This is a genomic window from Rhizobium sp. SRI_017 (assembly GCF_057586295.1).
Window position 1 is genome coordinate 1 of the sequence record NZ_JBYCZP010000004.1, and the last position, 24370, is coordinate 24370.

Here is a 24370-nt window from a genome sequence, read left to right on the forward strand (position 1 = left end):
GGAGCGGCCATGGAAGATCATGTCAATTGGCCGACACCAATGGGCACAAGGGTTCTGATCAATAACGGTTGGTATTAAGCAGGAGGCCGTCGATGCAAAATTTGCGTTCCATAGGATTGCAACCCAACTGGCCGAAGCGGGCATCAAAATCCACGAGCTGGAGAAGACGCTCTCCTCGGACAGGGGACAGCTTGATCGATTGCTGGCCAGGCAGGGCAGTGACAAGTTTAGCGGGAAGTAGAGCCACCGAGGCCCGTCCTCACGACCGGGTTCGTTCCGGCACGCCGGAAACGGTCGGCCTGTCGACCGTCTTTTTTTGTTAAGATCGGACGATAAGGCTGATGCGGCTTCGAAGTAGGCTACGCCACCTCAGCCTTATCTTCTAAGCGGTATCCGCTAACGCGGATCCTCTATGCTTGCAATTCGCCTGACGTCGAATTGAGCCCTGGTCTTAAAGTTGTTCATTTCACTGATTCTTGTTCAGCACAAGGCTGCGCTCTGCATCAAAACACCGAGATTGTCACCGGATTGAACAGAATTTGAGAGGTTTGAAAGGAGATTGTTCTAGCATAGCCATCAGTCTAAGCAACAATTGCCTCTGAAATGACTAGTTTACGCTTCGCCGTCGATCCGGAAGACCTGCCGGTTATGCTAAGTAGTTGTTCCAGATCAGAAAAACGTCGGAGTGGCGGGATTCGAACCCACGACCCCTTGACCCCCAGTCAAGTGCGCTACCAGGCTGCGCTACACTCCGTATGACGCTTCTTCGGTCGGCGGTGAACACATGTCATGACTTCGTATAACGAACCCACGACCCCTTGACCCGCAGTCAAGTGCGCTACCAGGCTGCGCCACACTCCGGCCGTGCCCGATTAGGGCCTGCACCGGATAGACGCTCCGGCCAGACGATGCAAGCGGAATTTTCGTTTAGCCGCAGGATGTTGTGTGGCCTTAGCCGCGAATGGCTCTTCGATAAACCGCTTCCGTCTCCTGCACCATCCGCTCCAGGGTGAACCGGTTGGTCCTGAGCGCCGCGGCGGTCTTCATTGCCTGGTGCCGCTCCTGCGAAGAGATCGTGCGCATTGCCTCGGCGAGTTCTGCGGGATCGTCGGAATTGGGGACGATCAGGCCGTTGATGCCGCTTTCCACGACCGTCGAGGCGCCGCCCACATCCGAGAGGACCATGGGAAGACCCGCTGCTGCCGCTTCCAGCATCACATAGGACATGGCCTCGTAGCGGCTCGGCATGATCAGCGCGTCGAAGGCCTGCATCGCTTCGGCGCCGGGTACCTCGGAGCCGAGATGGATACGGTCGGAGAGATGGGCTTCGAGGATCTGGATCTTGACGTCTTCCTCCAGTTCCCCGAACCCGATGATGGCGAGTTCGGCGTCCGGACGTTCGGCCGCTATACGGCGGAAGGCTTCGATCAGGCGCTCCGGCGCCTTTTGCGGTGACAACCGGCCGACGAAGCCGAAGGCGAAGCTGTCGGGGCGGAGGCCGAGCCGCGCGCGCACCGCGTCCCGGTCGCCCCAGGGCGGCGTTGCTGCGCCGTTGATCACGGTCGAAAGCAGGCGTTCGGGTATCTTGAGGGTTTCGGCGGCGTGGCGGTGCTCGTCATCGGAGACGCAAATGACGGCGTCCGAGAGATATCGGCCGAAGAAGCCCTCGATCAGCCCATAGATCAGGCGTCCGCCCTTGCCGAGATTCGGATCCATCGTGCGGAAGGCATGCGGCGTGTAGATGCGCCGGGCACCGGAGCCGGGCAGCCGGAGCCGGGTCAGGGCGCCAGCCTTCGAGCTATGTCCATGGACGATATCGAAGGGGCCATGCTTGCGAATGATCGCGTTGATTTCGCGCCATGCCTTGAAGTCGGAGGGGGAGGGGGAGCGGTGCATCGACACCGGCAGCACGGCATTGAGCGGCAGCGCGGTCAGTTCCTCGACGAAACGTTGTTCGGCCCGGCGTGGCGAATAGATCGCGGTCACCTTATGGCCACGCTTAGCGAGTTCGCCGCAGAGATCGATGAAATGACGGCCTGACCCGCCGCCGCTCGGCTCCAGGACTTGCAGGATGTTGAGCAGCCGGCTGGCGGTGTCTGACGTCATGTGGGACGGGCCTTGCGCGCCCGCGTGCGCTGATAGGCATGCTCGAGCGCGATGCAGCCCCAGACGATGCCGAAGAGCATGAAATGGTGGCGCCAGTGGTCGGTGTCGATGACGTTGCCGATCAGTTCATGGCCGCAAAGCGTGATCCAGCCGACCATGAGATAGGGCTGCCAGGGGCGGTCGCGGAGCAGATAGCGGAAGCCGTACCAGATTGTCGTCCAGACCAGGCCGACATAGGCGACGAAGCCGAGCCAGCCATAGCTGGTCAGGGATTTCAGCCAGATATTGTGTTCGTCCTCGGGATAGATGGTGGAAAACACCATCGGGCCAATGCCCAACGGCTGGCTCATGGCGGCAAGGAAGCCGAGTTTGTGGCGATCGAAGCGGCCGAGATGGCCACTGTCATAGTCTTGCGTAAGCGACGTGCGGCTGGTGAGCAGATCGGAGACCTGCGGGATCTGTAGTGCGATCACGATCGCCAGCACCGCGAAGATCAAGCCGCCGAGCGCGAGCCCGAGAACCTTCAGCCGGAACGCGCCCGAGCGTTCCTTGATGAACATGATCAGCACCATCATCATGGCGGAGAACAGGAAGAGCGCCCAGGCGGCGCGCGAGAAGGACAGCAGTACGCCGATCGTGATGATGGCGAGCGATAGAGCCTTGATCGGGAAGGTCGCCACCTTGCCCGTCAGCATCGCATGAATGAGGTAGAGCGCCGGCGCAATGAGGAAAGGCCCGAACACATTCGGATCCTGGAACGCGCCCTTGGCACGATCATAAAGCGTGAAGGCCTCGGAGCCGGGGAAAAGATTGAAATAGCCGGCGATGCCGAGCAGCGCGGTGATCACGGCCGCCGCCGTCCAGGCATTGAAAATCAGCCGCAGCCGGTTCCAGTCGTCCTCGATGATCGCCGAATAGAACACGGCCGACAGGGCCAGGAAGAGCGAGACGCCCATGTAGATCGGTGCGTCCGCGATCGCCGCCATCTGCGTGATCGACAGGAAGCCACCAGCCATGAAGGTGAGCATGAAGGCGAGAAGAACGCCTGTGGTCCGCGAGATCGGCAGGCCCAGGATGAACCAGACGGCGATCAGGAAAGCCATCATCAGTTCGTAGGGTGCAGGTTCCGCGATGACGAAGCCCGAGAGGAAGACGCCAAAGGCGACAAGGCCGGAGCCGGCGAAGCGCAAAGCCATGCGCTTCGGCTGATAGCCCGCCGCCGCTGTCGCCAGGGTCGCGCTCAATAGGCGTTTTCCGTGTTGAGAAGTCGGATCGGCGTCAGGAACAGGATCTTGAGATCGAACCAGAGCGACCAGTTTTCGATGTAATAGAGGTCATAGGCGGTACGGAAACGGATCTTCTCGTCGGAGTCGATCTCACCGCGCCAACCGTTGATCTGCGCCCAGCCAGTGACACCGGGCTTGACGCGGTGGCGGGCGAAATAGCCTTCGACGACGTCGGCATAGACGCGGTCATGGGTCTGGGCGAGCACGGCATGGGGGCGCGGACCGACGAGGGAAAGGCCGCCCGTCAGAACGTTGAAAAGCTGAGGCAACTCGTCGATCGAAGATTTGCGCAGGAAACGGCCGACCGGGGTCACCCGCGGATCGCCCTTTGTGACCGCCTTGGCAGCCGTGATGTCGGCCATGTCGGTGTACATCGAGCGGAACTTGTAGACCATGATGGTCTCGTTGTTGAAGCCGTGCCGCTTCTGCTTGAAGAGAACAGGACCCTTCGAGGTCAGCTTCACCGCGAGTGCTGCACCGAGCATGACTGGCCACAGGCAGAGGATGGCAAGGCTCGCAAAGAAGATGTCGAATATCCGCTTGGCGACGGAGTCCCAGTCGCTGATCGGCTTGTCAAAGACATCGAGCATCGGAACCTTGCCGATGTGGGAATAGGCGCGCGGCCGGAACTTCAAATTGTTGGCATGCGCGGCAAGGCGGATGTCGACGGGCAGGATCCAGAGCTTGCGGAGCAGATCGAGGATGCGTTTCTCGGCCGTCAGCGGCAGCGAGATGATCAGCATGTCCACGCGGGCGGCGCGGACAAACTCGACGAGTTCGGTGACATTGCCCAGTTTGGGATAGCCGGCGATCAGGTCGGGCGAACGGCGGTCGAGCCGGTCGTCGAAAACGCCGAGGATACGAATGTCGTTGTCGGGCTGGCTCTCGAGATTACGGATCAATTCGCGGGCAGGATTGCCACCGCAGACGATCACGGCGCGACGCTCCAGAATGCCGTTGCGCAGCCAGCGCTTCAGTGCCCAGGCGACGATATAGCGCTCGCCCACCAGATAGGAGGCGCCGGCCAGGAACCAGCCTGCGAACCAGACGCGGGAATAGGTGCCGCCGACCTTCATGAAGAACAGCGCCATGGCCATGACGGCGAAGGAGAGAGTCCAGGCGCCGACCAGACGGCCGAGGCTCAGCCTGGGCGCCCTCAGCACCTGCAACTGATAGCAATCGGCGAGCTGTACGAAAAGGACGCTGAGCGCGGCGCCGGCGGCGACCGTCAGCGTGTAGATCGGCATCACCCGGTCTTCCTGCACATAGCCGAAGCTGATCACGCTGCCGATGGCAAAGAGCATCAGGAAATCGACGAGGCGGAAAAGGCCTGTCATCATCGCCGGCGAGAATTTCTCGTCGCGAAACTGTTCAGCGACACGCTTGGCGAAGTCGTTGAGTTCGGCCGGCTGGCTGGGGCGTTTGCCCGCTGACGTTTCCTCGGTCGTGATGGTTCGGATCTCGGAGACTTGCTTGCGCAGGCGCTCCACGTCGAACTCGTCATCGTTCTTTTCTGCCTGATTCATACCCGGATACTCGATACTGGTTTCCCGGCACGGTAGAGCAAAGGCACTAAGAAACGCTTACGCTAGGGAAGGCAGCTGTCCCGGAATCGAACCTGTCGGTAGGATTCTATTTGCCGCGGACTTCCTGGTAGAGGGCGGTGACGCGCGACGCCATGGTTTTGGAGCTGAAGACGGCATGGAAGCCTTCGCGCTCGGGCATATTGGTATTCTTCCAATCGGAAATCGTAATGGAATCAGCCATTACGCGGGCAAGCGCGTCGCTGTCGCCGGGCGGCACGAGGGCGGCACTACCCTTGCCGAGGACCTCCGAAATGCCCCCGACATCGGAGGCAATCACGGTCCTTCCCGCAGCAATGGCTTCGAGCACAATGTAGGGCATGGATTCCGCGCGGGAGGGCACTACAACATTTTGTGATCGTGCGAAGGCTTCGCGGATGTTCATCGCCGGCAGCATGGTGATACGGCGGCCAAGGCCGCGCACGGTCATCATGTCGAGATATTTCTGCTTCTGCGGGCCGTCGCCGATCATCATGGCCGAAAGCGGCCGCTTGAGCAGCCGCTCGGTCTTGGCGAAGGCATCGACGAATATGTCGGGACCCTTGAGGTCGCGCAGCATGCCGACATAGAGAAAATGCACGGCATCGGGCGTTTCGGGAACGATCTCGAAATCGCCCTCGCCGACGCCGTTATAGACCACTTCGTGCCGGCGGAACGGTTTGCCGACCTTTTCGGCATAGGTCCGGCGCTCGAAGTCGCAGACGAAGACCATGCCGTCGGTGAACCATTCCTGCAGCCGTTCGAGCTTGAACACGAGCCAGCCGCTCCAGCGCGAGCGGTCGAAGTGCAGGCTGCCACCATGCGGCGAATAAAAGCGGGATACGCTATACCTGTTTACCCGCAGAAGCGAACCGGCAAGCCGTGCCATTGCGCCACCCTTGGCGCCATGACCGTGCAGAATGTCGGGTCGCAACTCCCTGATTTCTTTGAAACTTCTCCAGAATGCCGGAATGTCGCGCGGTGTGATCGAACGGTCGATCGGCAGACGCGAAAGTCCGAGCGAAAGATAGGGCATGATGGTTGCAAAGAGCCGGTCCTCATGTGCGCCTCCCGTCGAGGAGTCGCAGAGAATGCCGACGTCGTGGCCTGCGCGACTCTGCTCGATGGCGAGATCGCGGACGTGACGAAAGATGCCGCCGACCGGTGACCTGAAGCAATGGAGTATGCGTAATGGCGGCTCATCCGTCATCGATCTTCCAAATCAGAACAGGCGTTCGCGGATATATATGGTGTCGCCGGCGAGGACCGGATTAGAGATCAGGACGCGGCCGGTGAGGATTTCTCCGTTGATCTTGCGGGTGACGTCGGCATTGGCCTGTAGAGCACGCGGCGTGTAGCCGCCGGCAAGCGCGATGGCGTTCTGAATGGTCATGCCGGGGACATAGGCATACTGGCCAGGCTGGCCAACTTCGCCCATGACGAAGATCGAGCGGTAACGGTCGACCTCGATCGAGACGTCAGGATTGCGCAGATAACCCTTCTGGAGCTGCACGGCGATCTGGCCCTCCAGTTCCTGGATCGTCCGGCCGCGCGCAGGCACCGAGCCGATCAGCGGGAAGGCGACATAGCCGGCCTGGTCTACGGAATAGGTGTTGGTCAGATCTTTCTGGTCGAAGACAGTGATGCGCAGCCGGTCGCCAGAGTCGACCCGGTATGGCTGGATCGTCGCTTCGTGGAAAGCCTTGGGGGCAGGGCGGTAGGATGAGCAGGAGGAAACGGCCGCGGTCACCGCCAGCATCAGGGCGATCGAAAGGCGGTGCCGTCTCTGGGCGGTAACCATTCTCGTCAGTCTCCGCGGTTCCGGCGCGAGGCGCCATGACTCCAGGTGTCGCGACCGTTAACAGCGCAGACAGGGCGCACGGCCGAATTCATACGGCTGTTATCGATCGATTAAGGTTAACAGCCAGTAAAGCGCTGACATCCATGGAAGAAAATTACGCGGGGGCGCACAACAATCGAGGTGCAACCGCCGCCATTAACGCTTCTCTTACCTTGTCTGTTTAGCTTTGGCGGGCGATTTGTATGGAGTGGTACGCATGTCGGACAGACGATACAGCGATCAGGATGCGGATATTGACCTCGGCGGGCTTGTTGGCGCGATCTGGCGTCGGCGTCTGCTCGTGCTGCTGTCGACTGTCGTCATGGGCGGCGCTGCCTTCGGCATTTCCACCGTCATCTCGCCACGCTACCAGGCGGAAACGCGCATCCTCATCGAGACGCGTAATCCGTCGCTGAACAGCCAACAGAACCAGCAGATGACGCCCGAGCCGATTCTCGATGAGGCCGGCATCACGTCTCAGGTGGCACTCCTGCAGTCGAACGACCTGATCAAGCAGGTCGCCAAGGAGCTGAAACTCAGCGATGTCGCGGAATTCGACCCGAGTGCCAACCCCGATCCGCTGACCAGCATCATGGTGCTGACGCGCCTGATGAAGAACCCGCTGGACGCGCCGCCCGAAGAGCGAGTGCTCAAGGAGTTCTACAAGAAGCTGCAGGTCTACCAGGTCGAGAAGTCGCGCGTGATCGCGATCCAGTTCTCGTCGAAAGATCCCAAGCTCGCGGCCCGGGTACCGACCGAGATGGCCAAGATCTATCTCGCACTGCAATCGGGCGCCAAGCTCGACACGACCAATGATACGGCCAAGTGGCTCGAGCCCGAAATCGCCAATCTTCGCGAGAAGGTGAAGGACGCCGAGGCCAAGGTTGCCGAATACCGCTCCTCTTCCGACATCTACAAGACCGGAGAGCTCAATACGTTTGCCGAGACGCAGCTCAACGATATCTCGCTCGAACTCGCCCGGGTCCGCGGCGAGCGCGCCAATGCCGAGGCGAGGGCGCAGAGTGTGCGCGCTGCGTTGAAGGCCGGACGCAATGGCGACTCCATCGCCGAGGTTGTCGCGTCCCCGATGATCCAGCGCCTCAAGGAGACGCAGTCGAATATCGAGCGCCAGATCGCCGACCTCACGACCTCGCTGCTCGATGGCCATCCCCGGCTCAAGAGCTTGCGCTCGCAACTAATAGGAATCAGTGAGCAGATCCGTCGCGAGACGAGGAAGGTGCTCGCAAGCCTCGAAAGCGAGGCGAGCGTCTCCCGCGACCGTGAAAAGCAACTGATCGGGCAGTTGGACAACCTGAAGGCCGATACGGCAGTCACCGAAGAGCGCCAGGTCGGTCTCAAGGCGCTGGAACGCGAAGCCGCGGCCCAACGGCAGCTGCTCGAAACCTATCTCGCGCGTTATCGCGAAGCCGTCTCCCGGCAGGACATGAATGCGACACCAGCCGATGGCCGCGTCATCTCCAACGCGCGTGTTCCGTCCGAGCCCTATTTTCCGAAGGTGCTGCCGATCACGATCGTCGCGGCACTCGCCGGCTTCATCCTGAGCTCCGTCTTCGTGATGCTTTCGGAACTCTTCTCCGGCCGCGCGATCCGCTATTCCGAGCCTGAGATGGACGACGAGGAGATCGTCGAAGCGCCGCCGACCCGCGCCGTTGTGGCGCCCGCCAAGGCAAAGCCTGAACCGGTCGTTGCCCAGGACGAAGAAGCAGTCCCCGTCGAAGAACCCGTAGCGGCTATGGAAGAGAAGCCGAAGACCAAGGCGGCAAGCCTGCTCTCGCTGGAACTCGACACTTCAAAGCTCGACGAGACCATGGAAGCGGCCGCCGACGACTTCATCGACGACGAATTTTCGGTCAATGCCGTGGCGCGCCACCTGATCGACACTGATGTCAATGTGGCGATCGCCGTGTCGCTGTCGGGCGATATCGGCTCGACCTCGACCGTCATTCTCGCGCGCACCGTCGCGGAGATGGGCCGCAAGACGATCCTGATCGACATGACCGGCTCGGCACTGCCGACGCGACTGATGGCCGAGCATATCAGCCAGCCAGGCATTACTGACCTGCTCTGTGGCGAGGCCGCAATTGCCGACACGATCCATGGCGACCGACTGTCGGATGCCCATGTCCTGCCGCACGGCAATGCCAATGCGAAACGCGCCATGCGCGCCGCAGACCGTCTCGGCATGATCGTGGATTCGCTCGCCAACGCCTACGATATCGTGATCGTCGAATGCGGTCCGGCCAATGTGGAAGGTGTCAAGCGCCTGGCTCGCAGTGGTCAGGCCGAAATTGTCCTCTCGGCCGCTGATGCGTCGCACGAGGAGATCGAGTCCGCCGCCAATGCCTTCATCGGTGCTGGTTACGACGATGTCGTGCTGCTGTTCGGCAATAACAAGCCAGTTCCGCCGAATTCGGGTCGTTCCAAGGCGGCGTAGGCCTCAATCCTCGTCACGGTCAGCCTCTCCGGCCCTATCGAGCGGTGCATTGTGCACGCGGGCACGGATGCGTTGGAGGAAGGAATAGACCGCCGGGTTCTGCTTGATCATGGCCTTGAGACGCGTCGTCGTCTCTTCCTTCATCGCGGCGAGACGGCCGAGCTGGGTGACCGGAAGCGTGACATTGACCTGCACGGTCTCGACATTGGTCCAGGCGCGCTTGAAGGGCATATCGCCGATGCCGAAGTCGAAGAAGCTCACATTCTGCGTATTATAGCCCTCCACCATCAGGTGGAAGAGCAGTTCGCCCGGCGCCGCATGGGTGAGCGGGCCGCTGCCGATGGTACAGAACTGCACGATCAGATGGTCGCCCTTGCGCGACAGGCCGGCAATGGCGGGGACCTCGCCCGCGAACTCGCCATCCTTCATCCGCAGCGCATGGAGGCGGAGCGCGAAGCGATCGTCGCTCTGCGGCTGCTGAGCCAAGCTGTGGAGGAAATGGCGGGTCTTGGGGCAGGCGAAGACGTTGGGCAGGTCGAGCTCGATCAGCCGCTGGCCCTTCTGCTCGAAGAACAGATCGAGAAAGTGGTTCTTCTCCTCCGTCGTCGAGGCCACGACATGCTCATAGCCGCCCATGGATTCGAGTTTGCGATGGCTGGAGCCGAACTTCTTGCGGCGCCGCTTGGCGCTGAGCTGCGCGAGCGTCGCGACGAAGTCCTGCTTCATGGTAAGCGCAAACGCGTGGTTCTGGTTCTCCACCGCGGGCAACATGGCAAAGGGCATCCGCGCGCCGCGCCACACGTGCGGGATGTTGGTCAGAAGCACGAAGTCGACGCCGGAGACGGCGGCGCGGATCTGTGCGCCCACCGCTGCCATCATCTCCGGGGTCGCGGCCTTGAGGAAAACCTCGGTCATCAGGCCGGTATTGAGGTTGGAATGTTCCGCGCCGATGAACTGGGCGCTGGTGAACATCCGGCCCTTGACGCGTTCGAGCGGCAGGATGAAGGCGAGTTCGCCATTCATGCGGCCTTCGACGACGATCAGCGGGCGGTGATATTGCGCGATCCAGGCGCGGCACCAGTCATAGCCCTGGTGCAGGGAATTGAGGTTCAGCGCTTCGAGCGCGCGCCACTCGGCCTCCAGCGGTTGCATCCGGTCGTGGATCGAAACTGAGATGTTTCCGGCCATGCGAGGGGGATCCGCGGTGAGGAAGTCTAGATCATATGCCGGGCGCTCTTCTGGCAAGCCCATGGTCTGAAAATTTATCTGCCCTGCGTGCACGGCACCATGCTCCCCGGCGAAAGAGGCTGTTATGACCAACGTCCGGGCGAACCTTAGCGGCAAATGCGCGGATGAAAACTTAACTCACGGCTTCGTGATCAGCTATTTGGTGGCGGCTGGTTAACGCGAGGTTACTTGCGTGCTGGCCTGTGCATCCACTTGATGATCAACATGGCGGGTAGGATCCAGAGGAAGCCCGTGAAGAAGAAATAGGCGAGGTGGATATACCAGGGCGATGTGCCGAGCGTGGCTGATGCGATCGTCACGGCCAGCAGCGCATAAAGAAGGACGAGCACGACCAGAAGTACGGTGCCGATGATCCTGCGCAGCGTGTCGGGCATATTGTCTCACATCCCACGTTTTCATCTTGCCAGTCGGGCAGGGCTCATGAGAGAGCATCAGGCCGAAAGGAGCCCGCCATGGCTGAGAGCGCAATACAAGTCGAGGCCCGGATTTACAAGGAAATTGACCGGATCGATCGGAATCGCCGCATGGTGCGGGGCTGGCTGCTGGTCGTCCTCTTCGCGCTCTTTGCCCTCGTGCTCGTCGGGGGCGCTACCAGGCTCACCGATTCCGGGCTCTCGATCACCGAATGGAAGCCGATCCATGGCGCGATCCCGCCGCTCACGGAAGCGGAATGGGAGGAGGAGTTCACGCTCTACCAGAAGATTCCGGAATATGAGCAGGTCAACAAGGGTATGACGCTGGGTGAGTTCAAGCGGATCTTCTGGTGGGAATGGGCGCATCGCATGATCGCCCGTTCGATCGGGGTCATTTTCGCGCTGCCGCTCGCCTTCTTCTGGGTGACGGGTCGGCTGGAGCACCGTCTGCGCTGGCCGCTTTTCGGCATCCTCGTGCTGGGCGGCCTTCAGGGCGCGATCGGTTGGTGGATGGTGGCCTCCGGTCTCGCCGAACGCGTCGATGTCAGCCAGTACCGGCTTGCGGTGCATCTGACCGTCGCCTGCCTGATCTTTGCGTCCACGACATGGGTCTGGCGTGCGCTCTGTCCGCATTCCAGCCAGCCGATACCGGGCACGACCGCCACTCGCTTTGCCGCGCTCGTGACGCTGGTCGTGCTGCTCCAGATCTATCTCGGCGCGCTGGTTGCGGGCATGGATGCGGGACTTGCCTACAATACATGGCCGCTGATGGATGGCGCGATCGTGCCCGATGGTCTGACGGCGATGCAGCCGATCTGGCTCAACGCCTTCGAGAATGCCAAGGCCGTACAGTGGCTGCACCGGATGAATGCCTACCTTCTGCTGACGCTCGCGCTGATCCAGATGATCATGTTGCTCGTCAACCATCGTGGTACGACCCATGCCAATCGCGGCGTAGTTTTCTTCCTGCTTGTCTGTGTCCAGGCGGCAGTTGGCATCGCGACGCTGCTGATGGCGGTGCCAACCGATGTTGCGCTGACCCACCAGGGGCTGGCGCTGGTGCTGCTCGGCTTCAGCGTCGCCCACTGGCGTGGTTTTCACGGCGAATATGCGCGGCCGACCGATGTGACGGTCAGAAACTGATCACTGCTTCTCGAGCGTGAAAATGCGGTTGTCGAGCCCAAACTGCAGGGTCTTGTCATTCATCCGGTGCAGGCTGATCTCGGAGCAACCTTGAAACAGGGTCTCTACCGGCTCGGCCGTGTAGCCAAGACCCTCTGCGAGCCTCTTCGCCTTGGCTTCGTCATACTTCCCGCCGGGATCCTTCGGGTCGACGCCCAAGCCGCCCTCGAACAGGCCGGCATAGGGCAGGGCTTCGACGGAATATTCGGTCTTGCCGCAGCCCAGCAGATCTGGTCCGGAGATTGTGCCTTTCGCGATCTCGACGACCTGGCCGCTGTAGCGTCCGACGTCGTCGGTGACTATCGGACGGGCGGGATCCTCCCACGGCGCCGTGATAGCACCTGATATCTTCCACTTTCCGTAGAAGGCCGTCTGGTCGGCATGGGCGGGAAGGGCGGCAAGCGAGAGCGCGGCGAGGATCAGTATTCTGTTGAACATGCGGACTCCTGGTAGGCCGGCGCGGTGCCGGTGCTTCCCAAACGTTCCGCGCTGCCCGTTTATTGCTTCCCGCCAGGCGAGGGTCAATGCCAATCCGGTTTCACCCGATCATTGCGCGCACGGTGGCGAGAAACATCAGCCTGTGCTCGGCGTCGCGTAGATCGTCCGTGGAGACGGGATCGTCGATGGACCAGCAGGCGGAGAGCCCAGCATGCGCTGCGGCGTAGCGCAGTACCTTGTCCTTGCTGCAGCCAAGCGCCGGCGTCAGGCGGCCGGCGAGCAGGCGGATGCGGGCTTCATCACAGGTAATATCGGGCCGTCCGAGCGGATTGCCGAAGAAGTTCGCAGCATCATAGACCGGATCGCCGATCAGTCCGTGTGGGTCGATGGCACGCCATTGGCCGAGGCCATCGAACAGTATGTTGTCGTGGTGGAGATCGCCGTGCAAGGGAATGACATCCGCCTGATGCAGAAGCAGGTTGCGGGCCATGTCCGCGGCCCAGGCGATGTTCGGTGCGTGTGCTCCTGGCATGTTCGGCCGCTCGCCAAGGAGCGCGGCAAAGTGCTGGTCGAGCGGCACGAGGCCGTTGGGAAATCGGTGTTTGGAAGGGGTGCGCAGTTTTCTGAGCAGGTTGCCAAAGATCTCGGTCGCAGCCGCCTCGCCATCGGACAGGCGGACATCTTCGAGCGTCCGCGTGCCGGCATCCTCCAGAAGGCAGGCATTGGCGTCGCGCGCGAGAAGCTTGACTGCGCCGTGGCCGTCCCGCCAGGCGAGATAATCCATTCCGGTGATCTCGCCCATGCCGCGCGGCTTGAGAATCTTGGCAATGACCGGCCGACCATCCGGCTGTCGCGCCCGGTAGACAAGGCTACCTGGTGTATCGGCAATCGGCGTTACACTGGCAAGATGCCAGCGCTCGGTGGCCTCCGCGATGTCGGGCATCGATCAGGCCGAGAGCATCAGGTCCATGTTCTGGACAGCGGCCCCGGACGCACCCTTGCCGAGATTGTCGAGCAGGGCCACGAGATTGATCTGTTCTCCACCCGGCGTGCCGAACACGTAGAGCTTCATCGTGTCCTTGCCGGCGAGCTCGACCGCATTGACGCGCGGCAGTTTGGCCGAGACTTCAAGCGGCACGACCTCGACGATATCCTGGCCGGCATAGTGGTCGACCAGCGCCTTGTGCACGGTCTCGAGGGTCGAACCCGATGCGAGATGGTCGATGAACAGCGGCACCTGCACGATCATGCCTTGCGGGAACTTGCCGACCGAAGGCGAGAAGATCGGCGAACGCTCGAGCATGCCATGCAGCTTCATCTCGGGCACATGCTTGTGCTTGAGCGGCAGGCCGTAGAGGAAGTGGGGTGCGTCTATATGATCGGGATTCGCAGGATCTTCCATCTGGGCGATCATCTGCTTGCCGCCGCCGGTGTAACCCGACACGGCATTGACCGTGATCATGTAGGATTCTGGCAGGATACCCGCCATCCTGAGCGGCCGGACGAGGCCGATGGCGCCTGTCGGATAGCAGCCGGGATTGGCGACGTAGCGCGCCGAGCGGATCTTGTCGTCCTGGCCCGGGTCCATCTCGGCAAAACCATAGGCCCAATCCGGATGCACCCGGAAGGCGGTGGACGTATCAATGATGCGGACATTGTTGTTGGCCGCCGTCATCGCGACAGCTTCCTTCGATGCATCATCCGGCAGGCAGAGGATGGCAATGTCCGCTGAATTCAGCATGTCTTCGCGGAGCGCGGCGTTGCGGCGCTCGGCTTCCGGGATCGAGAGGAGTTCGACATCGCTGCGGTCGGCCATGCGGGTGCGGATCTGCAATCCCGTGGTTCCGTGTTCGCCGTCGATGAAGATCTTGGGTTTCATGGTCCGCTGTCCGTCTCTCAGCCTTTGATGTCGCGAGCATATAGGCCGGCGGTGACGATAACGCAACATGGACGCAGGACGAGAGCCCGTTTCGCCAGCCCTGCCGTCCGCACCTCAATGCCGAGAATTCCCGGCGATTTCAAACTCTTGCCGCGCGGACATGAATCGACACCGCAGGTGGATGAATCAATTTCTCAGCGCCCGCCCGCAACCTTCTCTCCGCGGAGCGCCAGGAGATACATCGCAACTGTCGCGCCGGCTATCGCGGTGATGTTGGCATGGTCGTAGGGTGGCGAGACTTCGACCACGTCACCGCCGCGAATATCCAGCGCGCCCAGCCGCTGGATGACCGACAGCATTTTCGAAGAGGAGGGGCCGCCAGCCACCGGTGTGCCCGTCCCGGGTGCATAGGCCGGGTCGAGGCAATCGATGTCGAAGGTGACATAGCATGGCCGGTCGCCGACATGGGCGAGAATGGTCTCGGCGATGGCGCCGGCGCTCGTGTCCTCGACCTCGTGGCCGTAAAGCATGCGGATGCCGCAATCATCGGGCGCATGGGTGCGGATGCCGATCTGGATCGAATGGCTCACATCGATCACGCCGTCACGCGCGGCACGGCCGACGAAGGAGCCATGATCGATGCGGCGGCCGTCGTCGAACCAGGTATCCTGATGCGCGTCGAAATGGACAAGGGCAAGCGGCCCGTGGGCAGCGGCATGAGCCTTGAGCACCGGCCAGGTGACATAGTGATCGCCGCCAAGTGTCAGCAGGAAGGCGCCGGATTTCAGGATCTTGGCGGCTTCCCGCTCGATCGCGCCGGGGATCTTCGGGTGGTCGCCGTAGTCGAACAGGCAATCGCCATGGTCGATGACGGCAAAGTTAGCGAACAGGTCACGATGAAAGGGATATTGCGGATCGTTGTCGAAGATCGCCGATGCCTCGCGGATCGCGCGCGGCCCGAAGCGAGTGCCGGGGCGATTCGAGACGGCGGCATCGAAGGGGATGCCCCAGACCACTGCATCTACGTCCCTGAGATTCTTGGTGTATTTCCGACGCATAAAGGAAAGCGCGCCGGCGTAGGTCGGGTCGGTCGCGGCTCCCTTGAGGGAGCGGGCCGTGAAGGCGTTGTCGGTAGTGCGTGAGGGCATGATCGAACTCGGGCAAGGGCGAAAGGTCCGCAATCTCGCCCCGCCCAAGGGATTGGTCAAGCTCTGCGATCGGGATAGAGGGCTGTCGGCTATCTGTCAGGTGAAGATGTTGAAGTCGCTCATCTGGAGGTCATCCTTGGCGATATCGGTCAGGCGAATTCGGTCTCCGTCGCCGAGATTGATCACGGTGTCGAGGTCGCCATCCTTGTCGAAGTCCACGCTCGACATACGGTTCTGGACGTCGCCGAAATCGCTTATGCCAGCAATCTACTTGATCTGAATGTCGTCTTCGCCGAGGCTGAAGTCGGTGATCGTGTCCACGCCGCTCTTCTTGGCAAAGGAGAAACTGTCGCTGTCGCCGCCGCCTGTCAGCATATCCCTGCCTTCCGCGCCTACGAGCAGGTCGAAGACGTCGCGGCCTGAAATCGCGTTGTCGCCGACACTGCCAGCCAGGATATTGTTCAGGTTGTTGCCCTGGGTCATGACCCAGGCAAGGTTCTCTGGAAAATGGACAGACTTCGACTGTGGCTTCACCTTGATCTTCCAGGGACGGGCGGAGAATCCGGTTAAAGATAGGATAGCAAGGTCAAGGGCTTCAACCAAGGGGAGGGAAGAACCTTTAGCAGCGCCTCATATGCCGCGTGCGGCGCCTCTCCCGCAGGTAGATGCGCCGGACGTCACGCCGCCGAGGCGGGATTGCCCCTGCGTTCGCGTGAGCGGCCCTCGTAGAACTTTCGCTTGTGGTCATACATGGCGGCGTCCGCGCGGCGGATTACAGCCTCCAGTTTCTCGTTTCCTTCGCTCGTTGCGATGCCATGCGAAATCGAGAGCGGCAGGTGCGAATAGAACTGATTGTTGATCTTGAGCAACTCGGTCACGGTTTCCGTCATGGCCAGCGCCACCTGACGATCGCCCCCCGGGATCAGGATTGCAAACTCGTCGCCGCCGATGCGGGCTACCGTATTGCGGCCCGAGGCCACCCCGTTCAGCACTTCGCCGAGCCGGCGCAAGAGCGCATCACCCGCATCGTGGCCGAGTGTATCATTGGCCTCCTTCAGGCCGTTGAGATCGATCATGACGGCGGAGAGCGGGCGCAGCGTGCTGCGTTCCAGCCGGTTCAGTTCCTCGTTGAAGAATGCGCGGTTATGCAGTCGCGTCAGGACGTCATGCTTGCCGAGATATTCGAGATAGGCTTCGGCGCGTTTGCGGGCGGTAATATCCGTCAGGGCAACCTGCACCAGCGACCAGTCATTCTCGTATCCGGGGAAGACCGAGAACTGCAGGAGCACATGGCGCTCGGAGCCGTCTAGCGCGTAGTTCACCACCTCGCGGTGCTGGAACAGATTGCCATTCCACAGATCGATGAGCTGCTCGCGAAAGCTCTTTTCCATCTCGTCGCGAAAGATGTCGCCGATCTGGATCAAAAGCGCATTTCGGTCCGGCGCCATGAAGAGGTCGAGCGTCGCCTGGTTGACGTCGATGACGCGGATCTCGCTCATGCACTGGCGGACGAATTCCGGGTGGACATCGGTGAAGACCCGGAGATCCGAAATGCCGCGGAAGCGCACGTCCTCAAGCAGGCGTTTGACTTGGCTGAAATCCTCGATCCAGAGCGACACCGGTGAATGGACGAAAATGCCCTCGGCGTAGCGCCGGTTCTTCTCTTCGCCGCGGCGTGCTTCCTCACGGATCGTGACGTCCTCGGTCGTTACCAATACCCGGCCCAGCGTATCTTCATGTCCAGGGAGAACCTGCCCCCTCAGCTGAATGTCGAGCCGCTTGCCTGACAGCGAGTAATTGACCGCATTACTCGCAAACTCGAGCTTACCGTTCCAGAGCTCGCACAGCTCATTGATGTGGCTGTTGAGCATTTCGCCGCGAAACACGAGCGCGAGGTTGGAAACTAGATGGTCCTGCGAATCTGCTTCGAAGACCTCAAGCGTCTTTCGGTTGACCTTGAGCACGCGGATCCGCTGCGAGCAGGCAAAGACGCGGTTCGGATCCTCGGAAAGGAAAGCATGAATATCCTCGACGCCTTCGGTGCGCCAAATCTGGAAAAGCGCCTGGACTTCGCTGAAATCTTCGAGCCAGAGCGCAATCGGAGCAAGTTCAAAAAATTGGTTTTCGAAGGAATTGGTCAAGTTACAATCTCGCTTCGTTCGGTTCGACGGTACAGAACAGCGGCGTTCGAATCGGTCTTATCCGAATAAGGTAAACCGAACCTTGCCATTTCACCCAGAGTGGCAGGGCGAATGATGTGTGGATGACTGCTGGCCACACATACGAATGATCAGCGACCTGGCCCCCCCGATGAACACTGAAAGCTCCAGAAACGAAAAAGGCCGGATGCGAGACCCGGCCTTTCCAAATCCGAAATGCGCGAAAGCGATTAACGCTTCGAGAACTGGAACGAACGACGTGCCTTCGCACGGCCGTACTTCTTGCGCTCGACCACGCGGCTGTCGCGGGTGAGGAAGCCACCCTTCTTGAGCACGGCGCGAAGCGACGGCTCGAAATAGGTCATGGCCTTGGAGATGCCGTGGCGAACCGCACCGGCCTGGCCCGAGAGACCACCGCCGGCAACAGTGGCGACGATGTCGAACTGGGTGTCGCGCGAAGCGGCAACCATCGGCTGGCGCAGGATCATCTGCAGCACCGGACGGGCGAAGTATGCCGAATAGTCCTTGCCGTTGACCATGATCCTGCCGGAGCCGGCCTTGACCCAGACGCGGGCGACGGCGTCCTTGCGCTTGCCGGTCGCATAGGAACGGCCCTGCGCGTCGACCTTGCGGACGTAAACCGGAGCCGCGGGCTCAGTCGTCGCGCCAGCGAGGTCCTTGAGGGAAGAGAGATCAGCCATAATCAGCCTCGCTTGATGTTCTTGGCATTGAGCTTGGCAACGTCGAGAGCGACGGGCTGCTGGGCTTCATGCGGATGGGTGGCGCCGGAATAGACCTTGAGGTTCTTCATCTGGCGACGGCCGAGCGGACCGCGCGGAACCATGCGCTCAACGGCCTTCTCGAGCACGCGCTCGGGGAAGCGGCCTTCGAGAGTCTGGCGCATCGTGCGTTCCTTGATGCCGCCCGGATAACCGGTGTGCCAATAGAACTTCTTGTCGGTGTATTTCTTGCCGGTGAAGACGACCTTGTCGGCATTGACAACGATCACGTTGTCGCCGTCGTCGACATGGGGGGTAAAGGTGGGCTTATGCTTGCCGCGGAGGCGGTTGGCGATAATGGAAGCGAGGCGTCCCACGACGAGCCCTTCGGCGTCGATCAGGATCCACTTCTTCTCAACTTCCGCCGGCTTCTGAACGAAGGTGGACATGATGTTGTCTCTCATCTGATCCCAAATCCCGGCGAACCGGCAAAAGGGCGTTTCTTGTTGCTTGGATTGGGCCGCCAGGGCGAACCAAAAAGAAAGCCACCCGAAACGGGCGGCAATCTGGCCGGGCTTATACGTGAGAGCTACTGGAACGTCAAGAAAGGGAAAATTCCGGATGGAAAAATTTTATCATTATAATCAATATCTTGGGTGTGTGGTATTATTTTACCGTACTATTTTTGGGGCGGAACCGAATAGGTTGTGGTCGCATGCGCGATCAGCTGACGCGTATCGACCCGCTCGATCGACACTTCGAGCATCGCCAGCGACCGGCCGATCTTGAGGACATGGCAGACACCGTCTAGCGCCACCGGGTCCGCGCGGTTGAGGAAATTGATGTTGAGATTGGTGGTCAGCGCCAGCGGCACCGGACCGATATGGGCGAGAAGCGCCACATAAGCTGCGACATCAGCCAGCGCGAAAAGAGAAGGGCCGGACACGGTGCCGCCGGGCCTCAGATGGCTCTCGTTGGGATGAAAGCGCAGCGTCGCCGTGCCCGGCGCGACATTGATGCATCTGAACACCGGCCCGCCCGCATAAATCTGCGGGAATTCGCGGGCCAGGAAATCTTCGATCTGCTCGGCGGTGAGGACGGGTGTCATCATTTCGTTGTATCGACTGCTACACCCAGCGCAAGCCGGCAGAAAGTCTAGCCCAGCTTCATCGCCAGCCCGCCCGCGGCAATCACCGCGCCGGCGACATAGCGCCAGGGACTGGCGCGCTCCTTCAAGATCAGCACGGAGATGAGAAGCGCGAAGAGGATCGACGTTTCGCGGAGCGCCGCCACCGCCGCGATCGGCGCCTGGGTCATGGCATAGAGCGCAAGGCCGTAAGAGGCCACAGAGCCGGCACCCCCGAAAAGGCCGCGTTTCCAGGTCGACCGGACGTGGCGGACCACGGTGTTCCTGCCGCGGGTCGCGAACGCATAGGCGAAGAGGGGGATCGGGGGCAGGATGCAGATCCAGAGCGTATAGGCGATGGGGTGGCCGGCGGCACGTGCGCCAATGCCATCGACATAGGTGTAGAGCGAGATGACGACGGCATTGAGCAGGGCGACGCCGACTGCGCGCCGGGTGCTACCGCCGCCGCGCGCCTCGAAGGCGAGCGCGAGCACGCCGGCGGAAATGGTGCCAATACCGACATACATCATCGGTGTGAGATGTTCGCCGAGGAACAGCGTGGTGGATGTCGCAACGAGCAGCGGCGCTGCGCCGCGCATCAGCGGATAGACAAGCCCGATATCGCCATGCTTATAGGCCGCGCCGACGAGCTGGTAATAGGTGAAGTGGATGCAGACCGAGGCCAGGACATAGGGCCATGCCGCGGCGGCCGGCAACGGCACGAAGGGAAGGGCGGCGATCGAGGCGACCGAGGCACCGAGCGCCACCATGGTCGAGTCGAGCTGCTTGTCCGAACCCGATTTGACGAGGGCATTCCAGGTCGCATGCAGGCATGCCCCCAGGAGAACGAGCAGGACGATGTCGATGGGCATTTCGGAACCGGGATTTTCCGGCCGTCGCCGGAGAGATGAGATGGATATTTGGCTTCTTGACCAGACTTGTGGCGGAATTCCAAGCAGAATCCCCGTTGCGCGCGATAATTTCCATCAGACACGATTTTCCGGTGGAGAAATCGATACTTAGCCCCGAATGGGCAGGAATGCCACACCCACGCCGCACCGTTGCCATTTTGTTCACGCAAATGAAAAGACTTGATCTGAACTATTGATATCGTTGAAGCATCGCGTACATAAAGACAACATATGAAATACAAAAAAAGAACAAGGAGTGCGATCCATGTCTCTCGATCCTAGAATTTCATTGATAACACTGGGGGTCGAGGACGTCGCGCGGGCGACCGCTTTCTATGAGCGGCTGGGTTGGAAGAAGTCGTCGGCAAGCCAGGACACCGTCACGTTCATCAAACTCAAGGGCACAGTGCTGGGTCTTTTCGCGCGCCAGTCGCTCGCCGAGGACGCGCATGTCGAAAACACCACGAAGGGCTTTTCCGGCATAACGCTGGCCCATAATGTCACGAGCGAACGCGGCGTGGACGCGGTCTACAAATTTGCGCTGTCTTGTGGTGCGACGCCGGTCAAGGCGCCGGAGAAAGTGTTCTGGGGCGGCTATTCCGGCTACTTTGCCGATCCGGATGGGCATCTCTGGGAAGTCGCGCACAACCCTTTCTTTCCGCTCGACAAGGACGGTCACGTCATTCTAGACGATTGAGCACTCAGTCGCAGAAGGCGCCGATGCAGTTCTCGGGTGAACTGACACAATGCTGGACGGGGCACTGCTGGCCGCCTGCAGAGGGGATATAGACCTTCTGCAGCGATTGGTGGCGGGCGCAGTAACCGCCGTTGCGGACATAACGGTCGTAGAGCGTAAATCCGGTCCGGCGGGGCGAGGGATAGCGGAAAATCGCGGCACCTTCCCGGCGGATAATGGCCGTGATCTCGGCGCAACTGAGTTGCGTGGCGGCATAGCGCGACACGGCCTCCGCCGGCGCGGCGGCCATAAGAACGATTGCGATGGCAAGCAGCCTTGACATTCGGGCCGTTCCTCCCACCTACAGCTAAGACTCCCTAGGTTTGCCATAGGCTTCGGCGGCTCGCAAGAACCGCATTTGGCACGATTTCGCGAGGCATGCGATGAACCACGACAGCTATGATCCGAATCTGATCCGCAACGTTCTTCAAAACACCAAGCGGATTGCCATGATCGGCGCCTCGCCAAATCCGTCTCGGCCGAGCAATGGCGTGCTGCGCTTCCTGCTCGGAAAGGGCTACGATGTCGTGCCGATCAATCCTGGCCATGCCGGCAAGGAGATTCACGGCCAGACCGTGATCGCGTCTCTCGCCGACATCGAGGGGCCGATCGACATGGTGGATGTGTTCCGCGCCGCCGACCAACTACCGGCAGTCGTCGACGAGATCCTGGCCCTGCCGAGCCGACCAAAAGTGATCTGGGGCCAGCTGACGGTGCGCAACGACGAAGCGGCGAAAAAGGCTGAGGATGCCGGCATTACGGTCATCATGGATCGCTGCCCGGCGATCGAGTATCCGCGACTGATCGGTTAGAGTGCTTCCGTTAAGTGCTTTGACGCTCAACGGTCGTCTTCACTCAGTCTGGCGCGGATCTGCGTGGCACGGATGAGATCGCGCCGCTCGACTGGCGTACCCACAAAGAGCGTGGCGGCGGCCTGTGCATAATGCGTGGCCGCCTCGAATTCCGAACCGCCGGCGATTTGGCTCACATAGGCACCGACAAAGAAATCCTGCGCGCCATGCATCGATTCCGGGCGCTTCTCGCGTGCGGGATGATATTCGGGGTGACCACCGCGCTCCATGTGCACCATGCCGCCGCCGCCCAGGAAGAAAATGACGCGCGGCACCCGTTCGGTGACCGGCCGGATCGCGTCGAGTGCCATCCTGATATTGGAGAAAGAATTTCCGGCGATCGATTCAGCCTCATGCAGGCCGAGAATCAGCGTGCCCGAGAGCGACAGCAATTCGTCTGAGACCTCGCGGAAGGGACAACCGTTCAGGACGATACCCATCCCAGCCGCTGCTGCCCTGCGGGCGAGCGCGAGATTTGCTTCTTCGGGCAGCTCGTTCTGCAGCAGGAGAAAGCTGGCTTCGGGCGGCAGCACGACATCTTCGACATCGAAATTCGCATTCGCACCCGCGATCACCACCGCGCCGAAATCGCCGAACTCGTTGACAATGGCAATGCTCGAGCCCGTCGCTTCTCCGGGTCCCGTCTGCAGAAGGGAGATATCGACGCCGCCTTCGGAGAGGTTGGCTTTCAGCACGCGTCCTGCTTCGTCATCCCCGACCCGGCCGGCAAACCATGTGGGTGTGCCGCAGCGGGCAGAGGCCAGCGCCTGATTGCCGCCCTTGCCGCCGGGGACGTGCCGAGGCGAATGGCCGGAGACATATTCGTCGACGACAGGAAATCTATCGGCATTGACCACGAGGTCATAATGCAGCGATCCGGCCACGAGAACGTGCTTGGTCATAGTGCCTCCCTCAACGCTAGAAGGGTTAGGACAGGTGGTGCAAAATGTAAATCCGGTCAGGGCTTGCGATTGATGGCGATTTCGCCGAGCAGCCTGGCGACTTCTTCTTCAGAGGTCACGTCAGGGGTCGCGCCGGTGATCGGCGGAGACACCCGAACCGGCGGGGTCACCGTGCCGGTAGTGATCGCATTGGTGACGCGGCTGTCGCTGCGAACCTGAGGCGTCTGGTTGCCGAACACACCATTGGCGTCGAGTTCCGCCTCGAGCAGTTTCTCGAAATCGCTCGGCTCATCCTTCAGCGTCGGCAGTTCGATATCGGGTTCGGTCCGTTCGGCAATGGGCTGAGCAAGAGGCTTCGCGGTTGGCTGCACGCCAGCCGGCGGTGTATTGGAGACGGTGGGCTGTGCCGATTGGACGCGGCGCATGGCCTCCATGCGAGCGGCAAGCGCCTTCTCGGCATCCGTTACAGTCACGGCAGGTGCGGATGCCGCGGCCTGCTGATTGGGGAGAACGCGATCCCGCGCCGCATCAAGAATGGCTTCCGCCGCAGAAGGCAATGGCTGGATGCGCGGCTGGACGGGCGCAACTTCGACCGGGTCCGGCCGTCTGGCGACCGGCTGCATTGGCGCGGTATCGGACGGCGTCTGCGCCGGCTTTGCGCCGGTCATGGGTTCGCGGTCCTCGCTGTAAAGAATCGAGCCCATCGCCGACACGTTACGGGTTTCCGGCTGGCGTTCAGCCGCTGGGCGCTCCATGTAGCGATCGATCGAGGGTGCCGTCCGCTCCGGTACATTGACCGGGGGCGTAACGGCCCGCGCTACCGACTGCACGGGGGGCGTAGGGATACGGGTCTCGGCCGGCGCAGGTGCAGGCCGTTCCGGCTGCATCGGGGCGGCCGGACGTGCCGGTTCGGGTTTCCGCTCGACGACGGGCGCCGCCTGCCGGGCCTCCGCCGCAGGGGCGGCGACCGGCTGCGGCGCGGTGATCTCATCAACTGAAACGCCGCGGGCCGGCAGGGCCGCTTTTGACCGATCGCTGATGCCCGTTTCAATAACGATATCGGTCGGGCCGCCGATCATGATGAGATGTTCAATGTCGTCGCGCCGGATCAACACAAGCCTGCGCTTGGGGTCGATCGCTGCAGCATCCAGCACCATCAGCCGCGGCTCGCGCGCCTTGCCGCCCTTGATGAAAAGAGGCGAGTTGCGGCGCTTGAGGAAGATCAGCACCAGGATAAGAATGACGAGCGCCACACCGACGCCGCCGATGGCGAGGACGAGCCGGGGCGCAAGGTCCGGGGTCAATCCGTCGAGCATGGGCACAATCCTTTCGGGGGTCGATCTTGCCGGTCATAGACGGCTTTTTTCGGGCTTGGCAAGGGCTTTCGGTCCCGAGGCCTTCGCGAGACT

The 24370-nt window shown here is 61.3% G+C and carries 25 protein-coding genes and 1 tRNA gene; 4 read left to right on the plus strand and 22 right to left on the minus strand.

Annotated elements, in window-relative coordinates; genetic code table 11:
* Window positions 1-680: 680 nt before the first annotated feature.
* The 6 genes from AC2YI2_RS10185 to AC2YI2_RS10210 form a co-directional block, all read right to left on the minus strand.
* Window positions 681-754 (minus strand) — tRNA-Pro (locus AC2YI2_RS10185).
* Between the two features lie 197 nt (window positions 755-951).
* A complete protein-coding gene (locus AC2YI2_RS10190) occupies window positions 952-2106 on the minus strand; it encodes a glycosyltransferase family 4 protein (protein WP_487386365.1) in 1155 nt (384 codons plus the stop codon).
* Window positions 2103-3350, minus strand: coding sequence for an O-antigen ligase family protein (locus AC2YI2_RS10195; RefSeq protein WP_487386366.1), 1248 nt, complete (start codon window positions 3348-3350; stop codon window positions 2103-2105). Before AC2YI2_RS10195 ends, AC2YI2_RS10190 begins: the two co-directional genes overlap by 4 nt.
* Complete coding sequence (locus AC2YI2_RS10200) at window positions 3347-4918, minus strand: undecaprenyl-phosphate glucose phosphotransferase (protein WP_487386367.1); 1572 nt, start codon at window positions 4916-4918, stop codon at window positions 3347-3349. The genes AC2YI2_RS10195 and AC2YI2_RS10200 overlap by 4 nt, the downstream gene beginning before the upstream one ends.
* A 106-nt stretch (window positions 4919-5024) precedes the next feature.
* Window positions 5025-6164: a glycosyltransferase gene (locus tag AC2YI2_RS10205; RefSeq protein ID WP_487386368.1), complete on the minus strand. Its 1140-nt coding sequence runs from the start codon at window positions 6162-6164 to the stop codon at window positions 5025-5027.
* Between the two features lie 12 nt (window positions 6165-6176).
* Entirely contained in the window at window positions 6177-6755 is a 579-nt protein-coding gene (locus tag AC2YI2_RS10210; protein WP_487386369.1) for a polysaccharide biosynthesis/export family protein, read from the minus strand.
* 256 nt (window positions 6756-7011) lie between these two features.
* Between AC2YI2_RS10210 and AC2YI2_RS10215 the strand changes: the two genes are divergently transcribed.
* Entirely contained in the window at window positions 7012-9249 is a 2238-nt protein-coding gene (locus AC2YI2_RS10215; protein ID WP_487386370.1) for a GumC family protein, read from the plus strand.
* Window positions 9250-9252: 3 nt separating this feature from the next.
* On the opposite strand, the gene AC2YI2_RS10220 is transcribed toward AC2YI2_RS10215, so the two are convergent.
* Together AC2YI2_RS10220 and AC2YI2_RS10225 are read right to left on the minus strand one after the other, a co-directional pair.
* Window positions 9253-10437: a GNAT family N-acetyltransferase gene (locus AC2YI2_RS10220; RefSeq protein WP_487386371.1), complete on the minus strand. Its 1185-nt coding sequence runs from the start codon at window positions 10435-10437 to the stop codon at window positions 9253-9255.
* A gap of 224 nt (window positions 10438-10661) precedes the next feature.
* Window positions 10662-10871 (minus strand): DUF2842 domain-containing protein, encoded by a 210-nt coding sequence (locus tag AC2YI2_RS10225; protein ID WP_487386372.1) that lies wholly within the window; start codon window positions 10869-10871, stop codon window positions 10662-10664.
* Between the two features lie 78 nt (window positions 10872-10949).
* On the opposite strand from AC2YI2_RS10225, the gene AC2YI2_RS10230 reads away from it, so the two are divergent.
* Window positions 10950-12053 carry a COX15/CtaA family protein gene (locus AC2YI2_RS10230; RefSeq protein WP_487386373.1) on the plus strand — a complete coding sequence of 368 codons (1104 nt, stop codon included), beginning with the start codon at window positions 10950-10952 and terminating at the stop codon, window positions 12051-12053.
* Here AC2YI2_RS10230 and AC2YI2_RS10235 read toward each other — a convergent pair whose 3' ends face one another.
* From AC2YI2_RS10235 to AC2YI2_RS10285, 11 genes are all read right to left on the minus strand, one after another.
* A complete protein-coding gene (locus AC2YI2_RS10235; protein ID WP_487386374.1) occupies window positions 12054-12530 on the minus strand; it encodes a hypothetical protein in 477 nt (158 codons plus the stop codon).
* Window positions 12531-12630: 100 nt separating this feature from the next.
* Window positions 12631-13473, minus strand: a complete 843-nt coding sequence (locus AC2YI2_RS10240) for an aminoglycoside phosphotransferase family protein (RefSeq protein WP_487386375.1) — start codon at window positions 13471-13473, stop codon at window positions 12631-12633.
* A 3-nt stretch (window positions 13474-13476) separates the two neighbouring features.
* Window positions 13477-14409, minus strand: coding sequence for an N-acetyl-gamma-glutamyl-phosphate reductase (gene argC / locus AC2YI2_RS10245; protein ID WP_487386376.1), 933 nt, complete (start codon window positions 14407-14409; stop codon window positions 13477-13479).
* 194 nt (window positions 14410-14603) lie between these two features.
* Window positions 14604-15557 carry an agmatinase gene (speB, locus tag AC2YI2_RS10250; protein ID WP_487386377.1) on the minus strand — a complete coding sequence of 318 codons (954 nt, stop codon included), beginning with the start codon at window positions 15555-15557 and terminating at the stop codon, window positions 14604-14606.
* Window positions 15558-15653: 96 nt separating this feature from the next.
* The gene (locus AC2YI2_RS10255) at window positions 15654-15785 is read right to left on the minus strand and encodes a hypothetical protein (protein WP_487386378.1); all 132 of its coding nucleotides are present in this window, start codon (window positions 15783-15785) and stop codon (window positions 15654-15656) included.
* A 39-nt stretch (window positions 15786-15824) separates the two neighbouring features.
* A complete protein-coding gene (locus tag AC2YI2_RS10260; RefSeq protein ID WP_487386379.1) occupies window positions 15825-16091 on the minus strand; it encodes a hypothetical protein in 267 nt (88 codons plus the stop codon).
* A 143-nt stretch (window positions 16092-16234) separates the two neighbouring features.
* Entirely contained in the window at window positions 16235-17698 is a 1464-nt protein-coding gene (locus AC2YI2_RS10265; RefSeq protein ID WP_487386380.1) for a sensor domain-containing diguanylate cyclase, read from the minus strand.
* A 248-nt stretch (window positions 17699-17946) separates the two neighbouring features.
* Window positions 17947-18417 carry a 30S ribosomal protein S9 gene (gene rpsI, locus AC2YI2_RS10270; protein ID WP_487386381.1) on the minus strand — a complete coding sequence of 157 codons (471 nt, stop codon included), beginning with the start codon at window positions 18415-18417 and terminating at the stop codon, window positions 17947-17949.
* A 2-nt stretch (window positions 18418-18419) separates the two neighbouring features.
* Window positions 18420-18884, minus strand: coding sequence for a 50S ribosomal protein L13 (gene rplM / locus AC2YI2_RS10275; protein WP_487386382.1), 465 nt, complete (start codon window positions 18882-18884; stop codon window positions 18420-18422).
* Between the two features lie 230 nt (window positions 18885-19114).
* Complete coding sequence (locus AC2YI2_RS10280; protein WP_487386383.1) at window positions 19115-19546, minus strand: PaaI family thioesterase; 432 nt, start codon at window positions 19544-19546, stop codon at window positions 19115-19117.
* A gap of 44 nt (window positions 19547-19590) precedes the next feature.
* Window positions 19591-20433, minus strand: coding sequence for an EamA family transporter (locus AC2YI2_RS10285; RefSeq protein WP_487386384.1), 843 nt, complete (start codon window positions 20431-20433; stop codon window positions 19591-19593).
* Between the two features lie 304 nt (window positions 20434-20737).
* On the opposite strand from AC2YI2_RS10285, the gene AC2YI2_RS10290 reads away from it, so the two are divergent.
* Entirely contained in the window at window positions 20738-21169 is a 432-nt protein-coding gene (locus AC2YI2_RS10290; RefSeq protein WP_487386385.1) for a VOC family protein, read from the plus strand.
* 4 nt (window positions 21170-21173) lie between these two features.
* Here AC2YI2_RS10290 and AC2YI2_RS10295 read toward each other — a convergent pair whose 3' ends face one another.
* Complete coding sequence (locus AC2YI2_RS10295; protein WP_487386386.1) at window positions 21174-21491, minus strand: hypothetical protein; 318 nt, start codon at window positions 21489-21491, stop codon at window positions 21174-21176.
* 100 nt (window positions 21492-21591) lie between these two features.
* Between AC2YI2_RS10295 and AC2YI2_RS10300 the strand changes: the two genes are divergently transcribed.
* Window positions 21592-22020, plus strand: coding sequence for a CoA-binding protein (locus AC2YI2_RS10300; RefSeq protein ID WP_487386387.1), 429 nt, complete (start codon window positions 21592-21594; stop codon window positions 22018-22020).
* A gap of 26 nt (window positions 22021-22046) precedes the next feature.
* Here the strand turns inward: AC2YI2_RS10300 and AC2YI2_RS10305 are convergent, their stop codons facing one another.
* Entirely contained in the window at window positions 22047-22961 is a 915-nt protein-coding gene (locus AC2YI2_RS10305) for a PfkB family carbohydrate kinase (protein WP_487386388.1), read from the minus strand.
* Between the two features lie 56 nt (window positions 22962-23017).
* Window positions 23018-24277 (minus strand): flagellar biosynthetic protein FliO, encoded by a 1260-nt coding sequence (locus AC2YI2_RS10310; protein WP_487386389.1) that lies wholly within the window; start codon window positions 24275-24277, stop codon window positions 23018-23020.
* Window positions 24278-24370: the final 93 nt, after the last annotated feature.